The 16630-nt window shown below is 37.8% G+C and carries 21 protein-coding genes; 4 read left to right on the top strand and 17 right to left on the bottom strand.

Annotated features, from left to right (window positions below):
* Nucleotides 1-64: 64 nt before the first annotated feature.
* The 5 genes from DM558_RS01250 to DM558_RS01230 form a co-directional block, all read right to left on the bottom strand.
* Nucleotides 65-1279, bottom strand: a complete 1215-nt coding sequence (locus tag DM558_RS01250) for an SEL1-like repeat protein (RefSeq protein ID WP_127161697.1) — start codon at nt 1277-1279, stop codon at nt 65-67.
* A gap of 135 nt (nt 1280-1414) precedes the next feature.
* Nucleotides 1415-2182, bottom strand: coding sequence for a heme ABC transporter ATP-binding protein (locus DM558_RS01245; protein WP_127161696.1), 768 nt, complete (start codon nt 2180-2182; stop codon nt 1415-1417).
* Nucleotides 2182-3189: a FecCD family ABC transporter permease gene (locus DM558_RS01240; RefSeq protein WP_127161695.1), complete on the bottom strand. Its 1008-nt coding sequence runs from the start codon at nt 3187-3189 to the stop codon at nt 2182-2184. The genes DM558_RS01245 and DM558_RS01240 overlap by 1 nt, the downstream gene beginning before the upstream one ends.
* A gap of 103 nt (nt 3190-3292) precedes the next feature.
* Nucleotides 3293-4174: a heme/hemin ABC transporter substrate-binding protein gene (locus DM558_RS01235; protein ID WP_127161694.1), complete on the bottom strand. Its 882-nt coding sequence runs from the start codon at nt 4172-4174 to the stop codon at nt 3293-3295.
* Between the two features lie 2 nt (nt 4175-4176).
* Complete coding sequence (locus tag DM558_RS01230) at nt 4177-5235, bottom strand: hemin-degrading factor (protein ID WP_228411781.1); 1059 nt, start codon at nt 5233-5235, stop codon at nt 4177-4179.
* Nucleotides 5236-5394: 159 nt separating this feature from the next.
* On the opposite strand from DM558_RS01230, the gene DM558_RS01225 reads away from it, so the two are divergent.
* From DM558_RS01225 to DM558_RS01215, 3 genes are all read left to right on the top strand, one after another.
* Nucleotides 5395-7653, top strand: a complete 2259-nt coding sequence (locus DM558_RS01225) for a TonB-dependent hemoglobin/transferrin/lactoferrin family receptor (RefSeq protein ID WP_127161693.1) — start codon at nt 5395-5397, stop codon at nt 7651-7653.
* A 248-nt stretch (nt 7654-7901) separates the two neighbouring features.
* A complete protein-coding gene (mdh, locus tag DM558_RS01220) occupies nt 7902-8855 on the top strand; it encodes a malate dehydrogenase (protein ID WP_127161692.1) in 954 nt (317 codons plus the stop codon).
* A gap of 126 nt (nt 8856-8981) precedes the next feature.
* Nucleotides 8982-9284 carry a monooxygenase gene (locus DM558_RS01215; protein WP_127161691.1) on the top strand — a complete coding sequence of 101 codons (303 nt, stop codon included), beginning with the start codon at nt 8982-8984 and terminating at the stop codon, nt 9282-9284.
* A gap of 55 nt (nt 9285-9339) precedes the next feature.
* Here the strand turns inward: DM558_RS01215 and DM558_RS01210 are convergent, their stop codons facing one another.
* The 7 genes from DM558_RS01210 to DM558_RS15885 all read right to left on the bottom strand — a co-directional run bounded on the left by DM558_RS01210 (nt 9340) and on the right by DM558_RS15885 (nt 12229).
* A complete protein-coding gene (locus tag DM558_RS01210; RefSeq protein ID WP_127161690.1) occupies nt 9340-9822 on the bottom strand; it encodes a hypothetical protein in 483 nt (160 codons plus the stop codon).
* Between the two features lie 25 nt (nt 9823-9847).
* On the bottom strand, nt 9848-10189 hold the full coding sequence (locus DM558_RS01205) for a hypothetical protein (protein WP_164731215.1): 342 nt from the start codon (nt 10187-10189) through the stop codon (nt 9848-9850).
* 24 nt (nt 10190-10213) lie between these two features.
* A complete protein-coding gene (locus DM558_RS01200) occupies nt 10214-10714 on the bottom strand; it encodes a hypothetical protein (RefSeq protein ID WP_127161688.1) in 501 nt (166 codons plus the stop codon).
* A gap of 110 nt (nt 10715-10824) precedes the next feature.
* Nucleotides 10825-11223 (bottom strand): NTF2 fold immunity protein, encoded by a 399-nt coding sequence (locus DM558_RS01195; RefSeq protein WP_127161687.1) that lies wholly within the window; start codon nt 11221-11223, stop codon nt 10825-10827.
* 60 nt (nt 11224-11283) lie between these two features.
* Entirely contained in the window at nt 11284-11634 is a 351-nt protein-coding gene (locus DM558_RS01190) for a hypothetical protein (protein WP_127161686.1), read from the bottom strand.
* A gap of 96 nt (nt 11635-11730) precedes the next feature.
* The gene (locus DM558_RS01185) at nt 11731-12066 is read right to left on the bottom strand and encodes a hypothetical protein (RefSeq protein ID WP_127161685.1); all 336 of its coding nucleotides are present in this window, start codon (nt 12064-12066) and stop codon (nt 11731-11733) included.
* 31 nt (nt 12067-12097) lie between these two features.
* Nucleotides 12098-12229, bottom strand: coding sequence for a hypothetical protein (locus DM558_RS15885; RefSeq protein ID WP_267128187.1), 132 nt, complete (start codon nt 12227-12229; stop codon nt 12098-12100).
* 309 nt (nt 12230-12538) lie between these two features.
* On the opposite strand from DM558_RS15885, the gene DM558_RS01180 reads away from it, so the two are divergent.
* Nucleotides 12539-12865, top strand: coding sequence for a hypothetical protein (locus DM558_RS01180; protein WP_127161684.1), 327 nt, complete (start codon nt 12539-12541; stop codon nt 12863-12865).
* 65 nt (nt 12866-12930) lie between these two features.
* Here DM558_RS01180 and DM558_RS01175 read toward each other — a convergent pair whose 3' ends face one another.
* From DM558_RS01175 to DM558_RS01155, 5 genes are all read right to left on the bottom strand, one after another.
* Complete coding sequence (locus DM558_RS01175) at nt 12931-13422, bottom strand: pilin (protein ID WP_127161683.1); 492 nt, start codon at nt 13420-13422, stop codon at nt 12931-12933.
* A gap of 333 nt (nt 13423-13755) precedes the next feature.
* The gene (locus DM558_RS01170; protein WP_127161682.1) at nt 13756-13971 is read right to left on the bottom strand and encodes a hypothetical protein; all 216 of its coding nucleotides are present in this window, start codon (nt 13969-13971) and stop codon (nt 13756-13758) included.
* Between the two features lie 572 nt (nt 13972-14543).
* Nucleotides 14544-15035, bottom strand: a complete 492-nt coding sequence (locus DM558_RS01165; RefSeq protein WP_109703454.1) for an STAS domain-containing protein — start codon at nt 15033-15035, stop codon at nt 14544-14546.
* Nucleotides 15032-16195: a SpoIIE family protein phosphatase gene (locus tag DM558_RS01160; RefSeq protein WP_127161681.1), complete on the bottom strand. Its 1164-nt coding sequence runs from the start codon at nt 16193-16195 to the stop codon at nt 15032-15034. Before DM558_RS01160 ends, DM558_RS01165 begins: the two co-directional genes overlap by 4 nt.
* A 120-nt stretch (nt 16196-16315) precedes the next feature.
* Nucleotides 16316-16630, bottom strand: a complete 315-nt coding sequence (locus DM558_RS01155; protein WP_127161680.1) for a chaperone modulator CbpM — start codon at nt 16628-16630, stop codon at nt 16316-16318.

Here is a 16630-nt window from a genome sequence, read left to right as displayed (position 1 = left end):
AAGTTACAAGGTACAAAATGTTTACACTTTAGGCCGGTTATAAACAGAAACCGGCCTACCTTTTTTAATTTTTCCGATGCTTTTTAATAGAACATTTTTTACCGCACAACTCATCTAAACTAGATTGAGCATCTGTATTCCCTTGATGGGCTGCTGAACGAAACCACTTGATCGCCTTACTATAGTTTTGCTTAGTTCCCTCCCCCTCTTGATACATGACACCTAGGTTATATTGCGCATCAATCTCTTTCTGTTTAGCCGCACGTTGATACCATTTAAAGGCTTTTGCTAGATCCTGCTTTATCCCCGTGCCATTATCATACATCGTCCCTAAATTGAATTGTGCCCTCGGGTGCCCAAGCTTAGCAGCTTGTTTATAATATTTAACCGCCTTACTCAGATTTTTTTTAAAGCCTTGGCCATACTCATACATTATCCCTAAGTTCGTTAGAGCCATTAAATTACCTTGCTGAGCAGATAATTTATACCATTTTATAGCTGCCCTATAATCTTTTTTTGCACCCAAACCGTAAGCATACATAAAACCTAAGCAAAGTTGAGCCTCTGCATCTAATTGAGCTGCTGCTTGTTTGTAATATTTAATGGCCTTAGCGTAATTTCTTTTGACGCCCTTGCCGTCTCGATACATCACACCTAAATTATACTGAGCACTGCCATGTCCTTGCTTAGCCGCTTTTACATACCAGTAAATGGCCTGAGCAAGGTCTTTCTTTACTCCCTCACCATCAAAACACATCAAACCTAGGCGATACTGCGCCTCAGCATCACCTTGCTCAGCTGCACATTGATACCATTTGAAAGCGTCTTTATAATTTTTAGTCATTCCTTTCCCAAAATCATAAATTAATGCCAAGTTATATTGTGCATCAGCATAACCCTTTTTAGCAGACCGTTTGTACCACTTAATCGCTTTGGTAGTATTTTGTTTAACTCCTTCACCCAGCTCATAAGCTAGCCCTAAATTGTATTGGGCTTTTATATCTGCTTTTTTTGCAGCACGCTTTAACCATTTAATCGCTTTAATCTGATCCTGCTTAATTCCATCTCCTTTGATATACATAAGGCCTAAGTTCGTTTGTGCTCTTGAAACGCCTAGTTCTGCTGCCAATTTATACCACTTAAAAGCCTTGAGATAGTTTTGCTTAACTCCCTGCCCTATGTCATACATAAAACCTAACTCAAACTGTTTCTTTGCATTACCTTGCTTAGCTTTTTTGATTAGTTTTTGTAAGTCTTGAGTTCTTTTTAATTTTGACATTAGTTCTAGCGACCCTCTATAAGAGTTGATCTGATTAGATTCATTATCAATGATTGTAAACCAATACTTAATGAATAGAAAATATCATTACACCGTGTGCTGTCAATTGCATTTAAACAATCACTAATTATTTGCCTAGTCTGGAATAATCAATGGGCAACCTAATGTTGGATGATGGTTGATGCTGACAGGCAGGCCAAAGATATGCTCAATGCTTAAGGTCGTTAAGGCATGACAAGGGACGTCATCAACATAAACCTTTCCATCATCCAATAATAAGATACGGTCACAATAACGTGCGGCTAAGTTTAAATCATGCAAAATGATTAATACAGCTGCGCCTTCGTTTGCACACTGCCTCACTATTTTTAATAGTGTATGCTGATGCAAAGGATCCAGCATAGAAGTCGGCTCATCAAGTAACAAAACAGATTGATCGGTAATTGGCCACAACTGCGCTAAAATCCTTGACAAATGTACCCTTTGTCGCTCACCACCCGAAAGCTCTAAATAGTTCCGATGAGCAAGGTATTGTATATCAGTTAATGCCAACACTGTTTCAATAATTTCACGATCTTTTTGAGCACCTGTTTTATGTGGTAGCCTTCCGAAAGCAACCACCTCGGACACTGTAAAGGCAAAGTTTAACTGAGCGCTCTGTGGTAATACAGCCATCTGTTTAGCACGCTCTATGGCTGGCCATTCATTTAATAAGCGCTCATTGAGGACTACCTTACCGGTGCGTGTTGAAATTTCTCCACTAATCCCCGCTAATAAAGTACTCTTGCCTGCTCCATTTGTGCCTAATACCCCCATCACTGTGCCTGAGGGCAATGCAAAACTTACTTGCTCAATAATCTGCTTATATCCACGTGTTATGCTGATGTCTGTTACATTAAGCATTAGTATCTCCTACGAACCAGTAGGTATAAAAAGAACGGAGCACCTAAAAAGGCTGTGACAATACCAATTTGCAATTCAGCCGGTGCGAAAACAACACGTGCTACGATGTCAGATAAGACGAGTAGGCAAGCCCCCGCGATAGCAGACGCAGGTAATAAAAAACGATGATTAGGCCCAATTAAAAGACGAATTAAATGCGGTACAACAAGCCCTACAAAACCAATCAGCCCGGTTGCTGCTACCGCAGCTCCGGTACCTAATGCTGTACAGATGACTAATTCTATCTTTAAGCGCTCCACAGGAATGCCTAAATGACGCGCTTCTGACTCGCCAAGCAGTAGTGCATTTAAGCCATCGGCTCGCAGAGGTAAAAAAATACAGATGGCAACGGTAACGATCAATAATGGCCATAAGGTACTGTACATTGCTCCATTTAAACTGCCCATATTCCAAAAAGTGAGCTTTCTTAACATGGTGTCGTCGGCCAAATGCATCAATAAACCAATACCAGCCCCGGCTAATGCTGTGATGGCAATACCTGCCAATAGCATCGTAGCCACATCAGTCGTACCTCGGCGCTGACCTAACCGATAAACAAGCCATGTCACAATCAAACCGCCAATAAAAGCACTGATGGATAGTAAATAAGGGGCGATTGTAGAAAAAAAAGCCAACTGGCTACTAAAAACAATAGCAATCCCAGCGCCTAATGAGGCCCCACTTGAAACACCAATTAAACCGGGATCAGCCAGCGGGTTTCGAAATAATCCTTGCATCGCAACTCCACAAATAGCTAAAACAGCCCCAGCAATACAGCCAAGTAGCGCTCTAGGAATTCGTATTTGCCAAATGATTAATCCCTCTTGGCTATGTGGGCTTAAGACTGCCTTTCCCAACTGGTTAAAGGGAATTGGAACAGCGCCTATACTTAAAGATAACACAAATGCCAGTATTAATAATACAAGCAGGCCTATAAAAAGAAACTTTGGCTGAATTCTGTTTATCATACTCACATTAATCGTTAATCAAAGGAATCAAATCAACTGCTACACTATGAATCATTAGTGTAGCGAGTTGTTTATGATTTGTATATTAGCTAATTAATTCAGACTAGTTTACCAATACTGTCTGAACACTTGGTAGGTTATAGAAAATAGCAACCAATCTGAGAGCTTCATCCGATAGCCTTGGCCCTAAACCAGCCACTAATAATGAGGCATCTAACCCAATCACTTTATTATTTTTAACAGCATTGGTTAATGCTAAAGAGGGATCAGCATCAACCATTTTCTTAATCGCTTCATCATTTAAGCGACCTGTTCTATTCGCAATAATAATTACATCAGGCTTCAAAGCAAGCAATGCTTCATTTGAAATAGATTTATAGCCATCAAACGAAACTACATTTTTGCCACCGGCCTGTTTTATCAACCAGTCAGAGGTTGTACCGCGTCCTGCAGCAAGTAACCCACCTTGTATACCCATTACTAAAATAACTTTAGGCGGTTTATTTTGGCCTTGGGCTTTTTTAACTAACTGATCAACTTGATCAAACTTAGCATGATATGATTGATATAATTGCTTAGCTTGTTCTTCTTTATTTAAGAGCTTACCTAGCGTTGTTAAATTATCAGCCACTGCTTTAAAATCAGCAGTATTGGATAACGTTTCTACACGAATTCCTAAATCATTAAGTTGCTTCATGACTGTCTCTGGCCCCATTTCAGGCGTACCAACAACCAGCGTTGGCTTTAAAGAAGCCACCCCTTCAGCATTTAATTGGCGTTGATAGCCTACTTTAGGGAGTTTCCTAATACGCTCGGGGTACAAACTAGTGGTATCAACCCCCACCAAGTCATTCTCAGCACCTAAGGCGACAATCCACTCCGTAATCGATCCTCCCGCGCTTACAACACGAGGATGACTCTCTCCAGCAGAGACATAACACACCATGCCAACAAAAAATAATAAAATTAGCCAGTATTTTCTCATGACTACGCCTCAAGGCTTGGAAATGACTCGACTAACTCTCTCCATGCTTTAAGCTCAGGAATACCTTGTCTGCGTGGACCATATAACTGAATGATGATGTCACCCTTAGCATCATAAGCCTCTAAACTGCTGACAATACCTTCCGTTGTTGGTTTTCTCACACGCCATAGCTCTGCAATACCTTCAACCTTCAGGTGTAAGTCAAACTCTGGATCTAATACATTAAACCATCCATCAATCCATTTTAAATTTTTAACCGCGCCTGTATGAATTTGTACACAGCCATCATTTCCTACAAAGTACATTACTCGTTGATCCGCAGCTGAGGCTCTTTCAATCGCTTCAACTAAAAACTCAACTGCTAAAGGCTCGGCAAACTCTTTGCCACCTAATCTGAGCGCTTGTGTACGTGTTACTTTATAAGTTTTCAATAATAGCGCAAAATGATGTGTGTCTTTTAGTGCAGCCCAGTCTTTTTGGAGACTTGCCACATCGATCTTATCATCATCTAAAGGGGTTGGGGTAATTGGTTTTGGTTCAATATCTAATGTGTTAACTTGTTCTGGGGCTTTAAATTTCTCTATAAATGCTGCCCACTCTGCTTGATTGCTTTCATCAAGCAAATAAACTTTATGAATAGCAGCACCGTACTTATCAAAAAACTGTATACTCTTAAGTACACCTTCTTTGCGAATAGTTTCAGGAACCTTGTCTTCAACAATAAAAGCGCTTCCCCAGCAGTCTAATAAAAACCGCAAATCAATATCAGGGGAAATAATTAAGCCAACATTGTTATCACCAATTGTTGTATCAATATAAGGCCCTTTACGTTCATGGACACAAAACTCATTACGAGTAAGCGCCATTATTTTCCCTAAACGTTCAATACCGGGTAAAACATCACGCCAATTTGATTGCAGTTTGATGACATCGGTACCTACTCGACTTGCAACTAATTGTGCTTCTGTAACGGATAATTGATTAGCAACATCCAAAGCTCTTAATCTTGGATTTTGAGATTTTAATGAACACCATTGTTCATAAATCGATTGTGCTTGCATGACAGTAGCTCCTTAGGTCATTTATTAATGGTAGCTATCTTAAATGAAAATATTTTACGTGTAAATCTAAATGATAATAATTTGCATTTAGATTATTATTAATATAAATTATGCCGAGTAAGGACCCACAACCAAGAATAACGACTGGATTTACACTCGATGCAAAAAAATACCAAATCATTCTTCAAAAAAAGTTTCTTTATTGCCCTAACCCTCCCATCAATGGCCTCAGCAGAAAAGCTAACCAATATATCCACTAGCCAAAACATAGAACTCCCACTTTTGCAGGTGATGGAAAAAGCAATCGAAGACGCACCCCCTAATACATCAATAGTATCCAAAAAAGAACTCGATAAACGCTTCATCCGAAACTTTGAAGACTTGGCAAAACGTGCAGAACCTGGTGTTAACTTCAACCGAGTTAATCAAAGCATTAATATCCGAGGCCTAGACGGTAATCGTGTACTGACAACCATTGATGGCATACGCATCCCTTATTTAGATGATCGTATCCGCGGTGAAAAAGGGGGCGTTGATAGCCTTGATTTCGCTTCCCTCTCAAGACTCGATATTGTTCGAGGTGTAGATGATAAACAACCGGCAGCAGGTGGTTTAGGGGGCAATGTTAATCTGTATACATTAAACCCTGAAGATCTACTTAAAAAGGGCAAAAATGTTGGTGGGATTCTTAAAACAGACTATGACTCCAGTGATGATAGCTTTGGGCTCAATCTCGCGGTAGCAGCTCGTAATAACCTTGGAACATCTGTGTTAATACAAGCAGGGAAAAGACAAGGACACGAACTCGATAACAAAGGGCATAACAATTCTTATGGAACATCTCGTACTGATCCTGACCCTGAGGACAGCAAACAACAAAACTTTCTTGCTAAACTACAGCAAGACCTAGGTAATGGGCACAAAGTCGGTATTACTGGCGAAAACTTTGCTAAAATTAACGATACCAATACCAAATCCAATCAAGGAAAAAGTTACGCCATCGGCCATAATAGCAATCGAGAAAGCGTTAAACGTCAAAGAGTCTCTGCCAACTACCAATACCTAACACCCGACTACAATGGGTTTATTGATGAAGCCAATACAACCCTCTATTGGCAGCACTTAGAAAAAGCAGACAAACAACAAGCCTATCGCATATCCGCTCCCAAAGGCAACTACATGCGCAACAACAATCTACAAAAAGATATGTATGGAATGACGGGCAGTGTCAGCAAACTATTTACAACAGGTTTTGTTAACCAAAAGATCACTGTAGGGGGTGAATGGTATCAACTCAATGCCAAGCAAAAATCAACTGGCTATGACAACTGCCCAAACCTAACAACTGCACCACCGCCTTGGGATCCAAACTTCCCTGCCTATATGGCTTGTACTAATCTACACACTAACCAATCAGACATGCCAAAAACACATGGTCAACAATGGGCAGTCTATTTGGCGGATGAAATCATCTTTAACCAAGGTGAGTTTGTCTTAACCCCTGCGATTCGTTATGACTACTACCGTCATACACCACAAAATACCAACAGTTATAAAGCAGGCAATACATTAACTAGCCTTACAGCTGAAAGAAACAAAGATCATAAAGTATCAGGTAGCCTTGCTGGACAATGGAAAGTTTCTGAAAAGGCCACCCTTTATGCCAGTTGGTCACAAGGCTTTAAAGCACCTGACCCAACAGAGCTTTATATGAATTATATAAACAATGGTATTGGTTATGCCACTCTGGGTAATGCTAAATTAAAACCTGAAGAAAGTAATAATTTTGAGTTAGGCGCAAACCTAGGTGATGAGAACTTAGGAGGTTCTGTCAGCGTTTTCTACTCAAAATACAAAAACTTTATAGACACCGTCAGTGTCGACCCTGCAACCTCAACAGCGCTTGGACTCAATCCTGCCATCTATCGCTATGGAGTGACTCGTTGGGAAAATCGTAACAAAGTTAAAATATATGGTGCTGAAGCACGTAGCCATTGGCAGTTCGCCACCAACTGGAAACTATGGGGATCAGCCGCATGGGCAGTAGGTAAAGATCAAAAAACTAACCAACACTTAAATTCTGTCGCCCCATTAACAGCCATTTTCGGATTGGGTTATAGTAAAAATAACTACGGTGGCGATTTAATGCTTACTACCGCAACGAAACGCAACAAAGTTGAAACTGATACAGACTTTAAAGCCCCCGGCTATGGTGTTGTAGATTTAACCGCTTATTGGGAACCTAAACAAGTCAAAGGCTTACGTCTACAAGCAGGTGTATTTAACTTAATGGATAAAAAATACTGGAATGCTCTTAACGTACCAGACTCGCAAGATAGTGTAACCTCACTACAACCCTATGATTTTTATAGTGAGCCTGGTAGAAGCTTCCGAGTATCAGCGACATACCAGTTCTAACCATTTCATGAGAAATAGAACCTAACGTTCTATTTCTCATAAACACCAAATAATAAACACATTTATTCCCCTAACATATCGAGCTTTTAAATAGATCATGCCATGTATTCAATAAAACATGACTAGCGTCCAATTCTAATAAGAAATATTTGTTCTATAATAAACGGTAGGAATAATCTCTGGCTTATATCTTAAGCCAACCCTTAGTTCAAGTTTATTGTTGAAATGATGTTATGTAGGAGATGTTAATGAAAGTTGTTATTATTGGTGCGGCAGGTGGAACAGGTCAGGCTCTTTCCCTTTTATTAAAAACTCAATTACCCCCAGGAAGTGATTTATCTTTATATGACATCATGCCTGTGACGAAAGGTATTGCTGTAGACTTATCCCATATTCCCTCCGCTGTGACGGTAAAAGGCTATTTTGGCGACTCACTGCCCATTGTGCTCAAAGAAGCAGATATTGTATTAATCACAGCAGGTGTTGCACGCAAACCGGGAATGGACCGCTCTGATTTATTTAATATAAATGCAGGCATTATTTATGACTTAGTAAAACAAGTGGGGCGAAATTGCCCTAAGGCTTGCCTGGGTATTATCACCAACCCTGTGAACACGTTAGTGCCTATCGCTGCTAATGTATTAAAAAAATTAGGGGTCTATGATCCACGTAAATTATTTGGAATAACCACATTAGATGTTATTCGAGCCTCATTTTTTGTCGGTAGTCTAAAAAATGAAGACTCCTCAAAAATAACAGTCCCTGTTATCGGTGGACACTCTGGCATTACGATTTTACCTTTACTTTCTCAAGTAAATGGCATCAGTTTTTCTGATCAAGAAGTAGAACAACTAACTTCTCGCATTCAAAATGCGGGTAACGATGTTGTCGAAGCAAAAGCAGGAGATGGCGCAGCTACTTTATCAATGGGCTATGCAGCACTTAAGTTCACAATGTCCTTAGTCGATGGACTGCAAGGAAAACCAAATAAAGTTGAATACGCTTTTGTTGCAGGCAATACCGCCTATGCGCCTTACTTCTCACAACCTGTCTTATTAGGACGTGAAGGTGTAAAAGAATACCTAGATGTCGGCCCTTTAAGTACTTTTGAACAACAAGCGGTAGAGAAGTTATCAAGTGTTTTAAAGCAAGAAATTGTGTTAGGTGAACAGTTTTTTAAAGAAAGAACCAGTACTTCATAATTTAGAGGCCTCTTTGGCCTCTCTAACTAATCGTTATTAATGACTTAGAGTAGTCTTGCCATTCCGCTCTATTCTTTGTACATTAAACAACACATCTTTAACGACCAAAAAATAACGAGGCTTATCATGAGCTATCTCTTACAAGTTGACTTCCCTTTCCAAGGCCCTTGGGGTGAAGAAATGACCCAAGCAATGAAAGAGCTAGCAAACTCAATTACCCATGAGCCTGGTCTCATTTGGAAAATATGGACAGAAAACCCTAAGCAAAATGAAGCAGGTGGCATTTACCTCTTTGATACCGAACAAAATGCTCAGAACTACTTAACTATGCACAGTAAACGTTTAAATGAGTTCGGTATAAAACCAGTAAACGGAAAGATATTTGCAGTTAACAAAGACCTCTCACTCATTGACAAAGCACCACTTTAATTAATAAAAAGCTCGAATGCATAAATAAATTAAGATTTTATACTACATCACATAATCAGTTCGTTGGATGAAATGAATCAACAACATTTTTGATTATCTTATCAAATGCTACTTTTTGATCTGTGGAGTATTTGATAGTTAAGCTCAAACATACAGGGGATCCACTGCTATTTTCTTTTGTCATAACAACTTTATTATATTCTATGTCTTTACCAGAAAGACCTGATATAACAAAACCATCTTTTAACTCTCTTTTATAAGTAACATTCAAATTTTTATGATCATTTAAAAAGCGTTTAAAACTACAAGTATAATCTCCACCACCTATATCTATATTATATGAACCATAAACTATGATAACTGCATTGGCTGTGGAATTAATAAAACGTTGTCCATCGCCATTATCTGACTCTCCTGCTGGTATAAATGAATCAGGATAGTCGACTTTAAAATTAAATCTTGCGTTATAGTAAGTTCCTGCATAAGTTTGCAGTGGGCTAAACAAAATAAATGCAATTAAAAATAACACGTTCTTCATATGATTATTTCTTTTAATATTCCAGTTATTTCTCTAATACCTTACCGTCCCCAAAATCAAAACTGATTAATCCATCAATTAGGTATAGAGTAAAACGGTACTTTTTACTAGATAACATAGATTTTGTATAAGCGTAATTAATATTTCCCGCTTGTGCACTCTCAATAAGCTCCTGAGTGTTAGCAGTAAATACCAAGTTCTCAACGCCCATAAACTGCAAGCTAACTTGGTCTCGTATTTTTGTGTCATTATCCTTATACAGCGCCAACGACAACTCAACTGTCATATCGTTTGTTAATACTGTTTTTGTTTCTAAAAATAAACCATCATGCCAGAGCATTGAATCTAGGGCGTTTATAAAACTCATTATGCGAGCATCCATTCTATTCTGCTAACGTTGCAATATATTTAACCCAACATCAATAACCATTGATTTAACATGTTGGGCGGATATTTTTGATGATAACGCAAAGTCCTTGGCTATAAAACACTGATGTGTTAAATCATAACCTGTTCTTATAAAACAACCAAGACTAGGAAATAATAAGCAGCATAAAGGTCTTTCTTTTAAAGCATTATCTATATAGCGTTGATACAATTCAAAAGAAATCACAGGAACAAGGAAATTATGAAGCGCTACAAAAGCTTGCCTACTCGCTTGCTCATATAACGAGTTATACAGTGTATTAAATTGTTTAGCGATGTTATTAAATTGTTCTTTTTTGATAGGGTTATTTTTAACATCCGCATAACAAACAAGACTCGCCTTTACGTATTCTTTTTCGGTCAATACATGATCGAAAAATGAAATAGAAAAAACTTCATAATGTTGTGCTATAAACTGTGCATCGTCAAAATCTGTTTCGATAAATAACTGAGTTAATGGATTCAAACCCTCAACACTCCTCTTTATCTCATAAGTCATTTTTGGGTTTAAGCCTAGCACATCCAGTCAGCACAATACTAATTACTAATTGTTATCTTAGCAACACCCCATACATCCTATCTACCATGCATAATGGCAATAACTTTACCATCGCTCTTTGAAATTACTATAAAGAAAACGCCTCCGACTACTCTTATTGCATCATGCTGGCCACTGATCAACCACTCATTTCCATTGTCTACAATAGCATAAGGCTTCTCAGAGGTTGTAGCGCGCTCACCATATAAATTAGCCACATAGATTTCAGCCAGTTGTAAGGCCATTGCTTTCGAAGATACCAATTCTTTGGTACCTATATCATTTTCCTCTTCAAAATCTCGCCCCTCTAAAAGCCTAGCAGCATCACCATCAACAGGCGTTACAACAATTTTTTGTGCATAAGCTACATGAGTCATCAGAAAACAAAAAATAAAAACTATTGTTTTTATATGTTTAATAAAACAATAAGTAATCATTACTTAACTCCCTAATAGACAGCTTACTAAGCTAGATATTTTTATCTAACAGACTATTTGTCAACCAACTGTACTTAAATACCTAATCCCCTTTTTCGGTTTTAAACCCAGTACCGCAATAATCTCTTTATAACTTCTCTTTGTACAATACCGATAGCAACAAACCATATACTCACAATAGTCTCGTACTTCATAAAACTCCATCGGACGATCTTCACCATGCATTTTCGTCCATACAGTATCTTGATCATCGTCCCAAGCTGCATTGCATAAATCATCATTTAAAATATCTAACTCACTACTATTAAAGAATGGAGATGGATGGATCTGTAACCTTCCTTGACAGAACACATCACCCAAAGCTACCTCATCTTCTGGCAAGTGAAACACATCGGCTACTTTTTTTTGCATAAAGCAAAATTTCTGATTCAGAGGATTCTTTTTCTTCTTCTGGCAATAATGTATAACTCGGTTTAAAAAAACGCTTAATAAACTCTACTACCAACATTAATCAATACTCCTTGTATCGCTAGGTTTAACGTTTTTAGAAGAAAAGGCTGTTATATAATCATCCAATGTTCTCATCATTTCCAATTCTAAAGAGAGCCCCAATATTTTATTCAGCTCAATTGCACGATCACTGATATCTTCTACTCTATCGTCTGTAAAAAAACTCAATGTCACTATTTTATCTAATTGATCACTTGGTCGAAGATAACCCGCACTAACACCAAAAATATCGGCCACCTCAAACCATCGCTCAAGTATATCTGTGGGGGAAAAGTCTGTCAGCTCATAAAAAGCTAACATTTCTTCATGAGTTAAACACTGCCTTTTTTTCATCAACCGCGCAATACAAAATCTGCGATAGCACTTATCCATCAAAATAAATGCTATCGCGGTGATTACAATTGCTAGCACAACCAGAAAAACCTTCATCCAATACTTTCCCTAACCAAACAACACCCACTTTACTAATCATAGAACCATACCATGCGGTATGCATTGACTTAAAGCGTACCACTTTAGCTTAATGAGAAGTCGATAATTATTTATTCCTTGCTTAACATAACCACCTGCCTTTACAATAAAAAGGCTGTAGCAAAATCTACGGCATGGGCGTCGCGGCCCATAAACGCATGGCTGCAACTAGTTTACTAGTGTGCAGTAAGATCAGCTCGTCTTGAAGCTTTATGGCGGGCTGTGTATGGGACACTCTTCAGAGTGTGCCGATTCCATGCGTTTTCGGTCCGCGAACCTGTGCACAGTTCCGCCTCCATCACTTGGTGGAGGTGTAATCAACAGGAGCATACCAATGACCGATACACCAAACAACACCACCAAACAATCTAAAAAAACATCTATCGCCCCTTGTTTTATTCCGTTGAGCCTTAACTCTCAATCAGGGAATGAGCATGTATTGTATTACAATGCTAATGCATCTTTAGACGATATTTTTGAATGTGCAATGGCGCGTTTACAAGCAGTGACTAATTTATTGGAAAATTTATACGAATTCGATAAAGCAGAAAATAGCGGTGTTTATGCTATTTCAGCCGTTTCTGCCTTATTGTTAAATGATGCCATGACACTATTGCAAGAGTTTCACCCCGTTGCTAACCGCTTGAAAAAGTCTGAGTAAAAAAATGCCCCTTTATACTAACCATAGAGGGGCGCTTCTTGAGCATTAATTCAGTGGGGCTTTAATCAGAAACCACCATTGGCATTATTCAACGATTTACCACCCTCACATGAAGAGGGTAAATACTTTTGTGAGGCATTGCTAATACAGCCCCATGCAAATGAGCCTAAATTATTATCTTTTCTTAACTCAAGGTTTAATAGTTTACCTGCAATCCCTTTTGCAACGCCCGTACTTCTCATTTTGACCCAAATACTGCAATATTTCATTGAGTCAACCCCTACCCTTGCTGCTTCGACATATTTGCCAGAGTAACTGGTAGTAGTACCAAAACCATTGGTTGATGTATTTTTACTCGTTTCAGGACAAGCTCCATAAGAAGTATAATACTCAACAACAGGCGATTTGAGCCCTCCAGCTATAGCAAAAGCTTCTGCCATTTGAGATCTAGCAGTATAATCAGTGTAGGTTGGAATGGCGATGGCCGCAAGGATAGCGAGAATGGCGATAGTTACCATTAACTCAATTAAGGTAAATCCATGATGTAGGTACTTCATATTTAATAATCCTACTATAAAATAAATACGACAAGAAATTATTTCATACAGAAGAATTAAAACTGCATGCTGTTATTTGAGTATCACAATAATGAAGCAGTATGTCAATTTGTAAATAAATATATTAGACTTATGTCATGCAAACAAAGATTAATTTGTTATTCAAACAATAATGCATTAACTATCAAGAATATCTTTAGCCAATAAAAATAACTAATCATACTACGCATGTTTAGTTATTTTCTTCATTACATAGCCTATGCTTTACCAAAACATATAGCAGGAAATGACTTAATAAATCGCGGTTAATTATTTACTTTTACGCTCTATCAATCACAACTCATCAGGCTCTGGGTATATGCTTTCAATGTGCTCTAACTCTCCATTTTCATATTTTATAAGAACACCTCCTTTCAAGTTTACCCAATCTTCACGAGGAAAAGCATCTGCGTAAGACTCCGAGTCACAATCAATAACAACAATAGCTTTTTGACCATACGAAGAAACACGGTCACCTAAAAGTACTTCTTTTCCATCGTTATATTTCATTATTCACCTATGCATGAGAATTAGCAGCTATGACCATTTAAGCTTTTTTATGGAATAAACCTTAAATAGCGAGCCTATTTTAGTAGTTATCAATATCCTTATTTAATTAGCAAATAACATAAGCTAATACTCATGACTCCAACACGACCTTTCAGCATAGTGTAGATTATGATTTATCTCAATTCACTTTTATTCATTAGTAAAATTTTTCACGAAAAAATTAAAGTTTATTTGATTAACCATTAATTACTAAATTTTATTAAACCCTTTTTACCTCAGTAAATAATGTAATAAACAATACCATAGGAAAAAAGCAATATTTTAAGTAATTATTTTTCATTTATTTAAACAAACCTACTATGGCTTATTTATTTATCTTGCTATTTACTATAGGGATAATCGCTATAATATTAACGTCCATTGCTTCAGCTATTATTTTTTTATCCACGACCCAATATACCTTTAATAGGCATATTATTTATTTTTAATGGAAATAACAAAAGAAGACAAGATTATAAACTTAAAAGGCTGCCTTATACAGCAGCCTTTTAAATTCATTTATACAGTAAAAATTAAGCTTCTAGGGTTTTTACCAAATCTTTAAAGGCCGCTTTATTATTGTCATTAACGTCCATTAAAATTTTGTGGGCTTCTAATACTTTCTCTTTAACAAAAGCTTCAGAGCAAATATCAGAGGCGAGGTCTTTGAGGTTATGCCAATCATTTTTACGCCCTTCAATTATGTTGAAGGCAGTGGCTATTCCCATAGAATCTAATAATCGAATAATATCTTGGTTACTTGTCTCAATAACAGGTAATTGGTCGATAGACTGTTTGGCTAAAATAGACAATTTAGCTAAAAGCCCAAGTGTTGTGCTATCCAGACTAATAGCTTCAGTTAAGTCTAGTGTAACTGCTTTAAATTTCTTTTCAGCAAATAATTTAGATACAGCGGTATCAAGTGCTGTACAAAGTGTTAGGCGAACCTCACCTGTCAACTTTAAAATGAACATTTCGCCTTGTTCAGTATACTGGATCTTCCCTGTAGAATGGTCAATACTCATAAAGCCTTTCCGCGGATGAATAATAATGATATATCATCTGGCGATGCCTCTAATGCTGTCATACCTAATGCATCAGATAATGATTCAAGTGAACCATCATGTTCAGCAATAAGTGTAGGAAGCATTGTTTCTTTTCCCTTAAGGTCACTACCAGGTAATAAATCCAAAATACCATCAGATAATAATGTTAACGTATAGCTTGTGGGCAATTGTATTTTAATATCTTCAAATACAGCATCCTCAAACAAGCCTACAACTTTACCAGTTCCCTCTAAATAATGTCCTTTTCCTTCACTGCATAAAACGGGCAAAGGTAAATGCCCGCCCATCGTGTAGGTAAGCGTATTATCATTTTCATTAATAATACCCATCACCATAGTAACATGTTTTCCTATTTTACTGTTAATTAGACCTTCATTGATATGTCCAAGTAAAATTGATGGCTTTAAATCCCTCACTAAGCCTTTACGATGTAACCTATAAAGCCAACTGGTCGTAATAAACTTAAGTAGCACCGTAGCAAATGCTGAAGATGCACCATGACCCGAGACATCAGCCAAATAAAAGAAAACCTGATCTTCATCAATACGAAAATAGTCAACAAAATCGCCAGACAGATAAAGCGATGGAATCACTTTATGAGCAAAATGTAAGTTTTTTGTATCCCAAGGGGTTACAGGCAACATATTCATTTGCGCTAAGTGACCAGCATCCTGATCTTCTTTTAATAAATTAAGACTCTCTTGCAACTGTTGTTGATAGCGTTGATTTTCTTTTTCTAGTCGAACCCTTCTTAAGCTACGCTTTATTGAGTGCTCAAGTACTACTAAATCTTCAATAGGTTTAATTAAATAATCTGCCGCCCCTAAACGCAAGGCTTCAACCGCATCATTCATAACCCCAGCGCCAGACACAACAATAACCGGCATATCAGGGTCAATGTCCACAACTTGACGAATCAAATCGATACCGCCCAACTTAGGCATACGTAAATCACAAATAACAAGATCAGGGTGCTCGCTTTTGAACATCGCAAGTCCCTGTTCACCATCAACTGCTTGAAGTACAGTAAAGCCGCTGTCTTCTAAATAAGCTGCTATACTGGCACGCACCACTCTATCATCATCAATTATCAACAAGGTGGCTTGAGTGTTTGGCATAAAATTTAACTCAACACGTAACTAAAATAGGCTTATAGTTTACCTGAAAAAAGATAATAACGGAAAAATATGCCCTATCTTTTTTGTTTCAGCACCGACAACTTGCTAATAACTATTGCCTTACAACACGTGGATATGTGCTGATTCTAAACGTTTTAGACGCTGTTTTAAATACAGATTATCGGCATGCAGGTGATCTATTTGTTCCAATAAACTAACTGCTAAGGCTGTTGCTAACCAGTCTAACTCCAAATCTCGCTGCAAACGAACAGCTTTTTTAATAAGAGCAACATCCTGATCAGTAAAAACCCAATCCGTTACTGATTCACCCTCAGGTTTAACAATACCATACGCAACAATCTCTGTGAGGCAATGTTCAGAGATACAAATAGCACGACATAACTCTTGGACATTACACATGATAATAGTAGCCAT

It is taken from the genome of Entomomonas moraniae (genome assembly GCF_003991975.1).
Taxonomy (GTDB): domain Bacteria; phylum Pseudomonadota; class Gammaproteobacteria; order Pseudomonadales; family Pseudomonadaceae; genus Entomomonas; species Entomomonas moraniae.
The sequence above is the reverse complement of the archived record's forward strand: the minus strand, read 5'-3'. Positions and strand labels throughout refer to the sequence as shown.

Excerpts from the sequence above, each read along its gene's own strand:
- DM558_RS01215 (WP_127161691.1), top strand. The coding sequence starts at position 8,982 with ATGAGCTATCTCTTACAAGTTGACTTCCCTTTCCAAGGCCCTTGGGGT.
- DM558_RS01240 (WP_127161695.1), bottom strand. The coding sequence starts at position 3,189 with ATGATAAACAGAATTCAGCCAAAGTTTCTTTTTATAGGCCTGCTTGTA.
- DM558_RS01160 (WP_127161681.1), bottom strand. The coding sequence starts at position 16,195 with ATGCCAAACACTCAAGCCACCTTGTTGATAATTGATGATGATAGAGTG.
- DM558_RS01250 (WP_127161697.1), bottom strand. The coding sequence starts at position 1,279 with ATGTCAAAATTAAAAAGAACTCAAGACTTACAAAAACTAATCAAAAAA.
- DM558_RS01225 (WP_127161693.1), top strand. The coding sequence starts at position 5,395 with ATGCAAAAAAATACCAAATCATTCTTCAAAAAAAGTTTCTTTATTGCC.
- DM558_RS01205 (WP_164731215.1), bottom strand. The coding sequence starts at position 10,189 with ATGAGTTTTATAAACGCCCTAGATTCAATGCTCTGGCATGATGGTTTA.
- DM558_RS01190 (WP_127161686.1), bottom strand. The coding sequence starts at position 11,634 with ATGCAAAAAAAAGTAGCCGATGTGTTTCACTTGCCAGAAGATGAGGTA.
- DM558_RS01195 (WP_127161687.1), bottom strand. The coding sequence starts at position 11,223 with ATGATTACTTATTGTTTTATTAAACATATAAAAACAATAGTTTTTATT.
- DM558_RS01165 (WP_109703454.1), bottom strand. The coding sequence starts at position 15,035 with ATGAGTATTGACCATTCTACAGGGAAGATCCAGTATACTGAACAAGGC.
- DM558_RS01180 (WP_127161684.1), top strand. The coding sequence starts at position 12,539 with ATGACCGATACACCAAACAACACCACCAAACAATCTAAAAAAACATCT.
- DM558_RS01170 (WP_127161682.1), bottom strand. The coding sequence starts at position 13,971 with ATGAAATATAACGATGGAAAAGAAGTACTTTTAGGTGACCGTGTTTCT.
- DM558_RS01245 (WP_127161696.1), bottom strand. The coding sequence starts at position 2,182 with ATGCTTAATGTAACAGACATCAGCATAACACGTGGATATAAGCAGATT.
- mdh (WP_127161692.1), top strand. The coding sequence starts at position 7,902 with ATGAAAGTTGTTATTATTGGTGCGGCAGGTGGAACAGGTCAGGCTCTT.
- DM558_RS01185 (WP_127161685.1), bottom strand. The coding sequence starts at position 12,066 with ATGAAAAAAAGGCAGTGTTTAACTCATGAAGAAATGTTAGCTTTTTAT.
- DM558_RS01155 (WP_127161680.1), bottom strand. The coding sequence starts at position 16,630 with ATGGCTACTATTATCATGTGTAATGTCCAAGAGTTATGTCGTGCTATT.
- DM558_RS15885 (WP_267128187.1), bottom strand. The coding sequence starts at position 12,229 with ATGCATACCGCATGGTATGGTTCTATGATTAGTAAAGTGGGTGTTGTT.
- DM558_RS01235 (WP_127161694.1), bottom strand. The coding sequence starts at position 4,174 with ATGAGAAAATACTGGCTAATTTTATTATTTTTTGTTGGCATGGTGTGT.
- DM558_RS01175 (WP_127161683.1), bottom strand. The coding sequence starts at position 13,422 with ATGAAGTACCTACATCATGGATTTACCTTAATTGAGTTAATGGTAACT.
- DM558_RS01230 (WP_228411781.1), bottom strand. The coding sequence starts at position 5,235 with ATGCAAGCACAATCGATTTATGAACAATGGTGTTCATTAAAATCTCAA.
- DM558_RS01210 (WP_127161690.1), bottom strand. The coding sequence starts at position 9,822 with ATGAAGAACGTGTTATTTTTAATTGCATTTATTTTGTTTAGCCCACTG.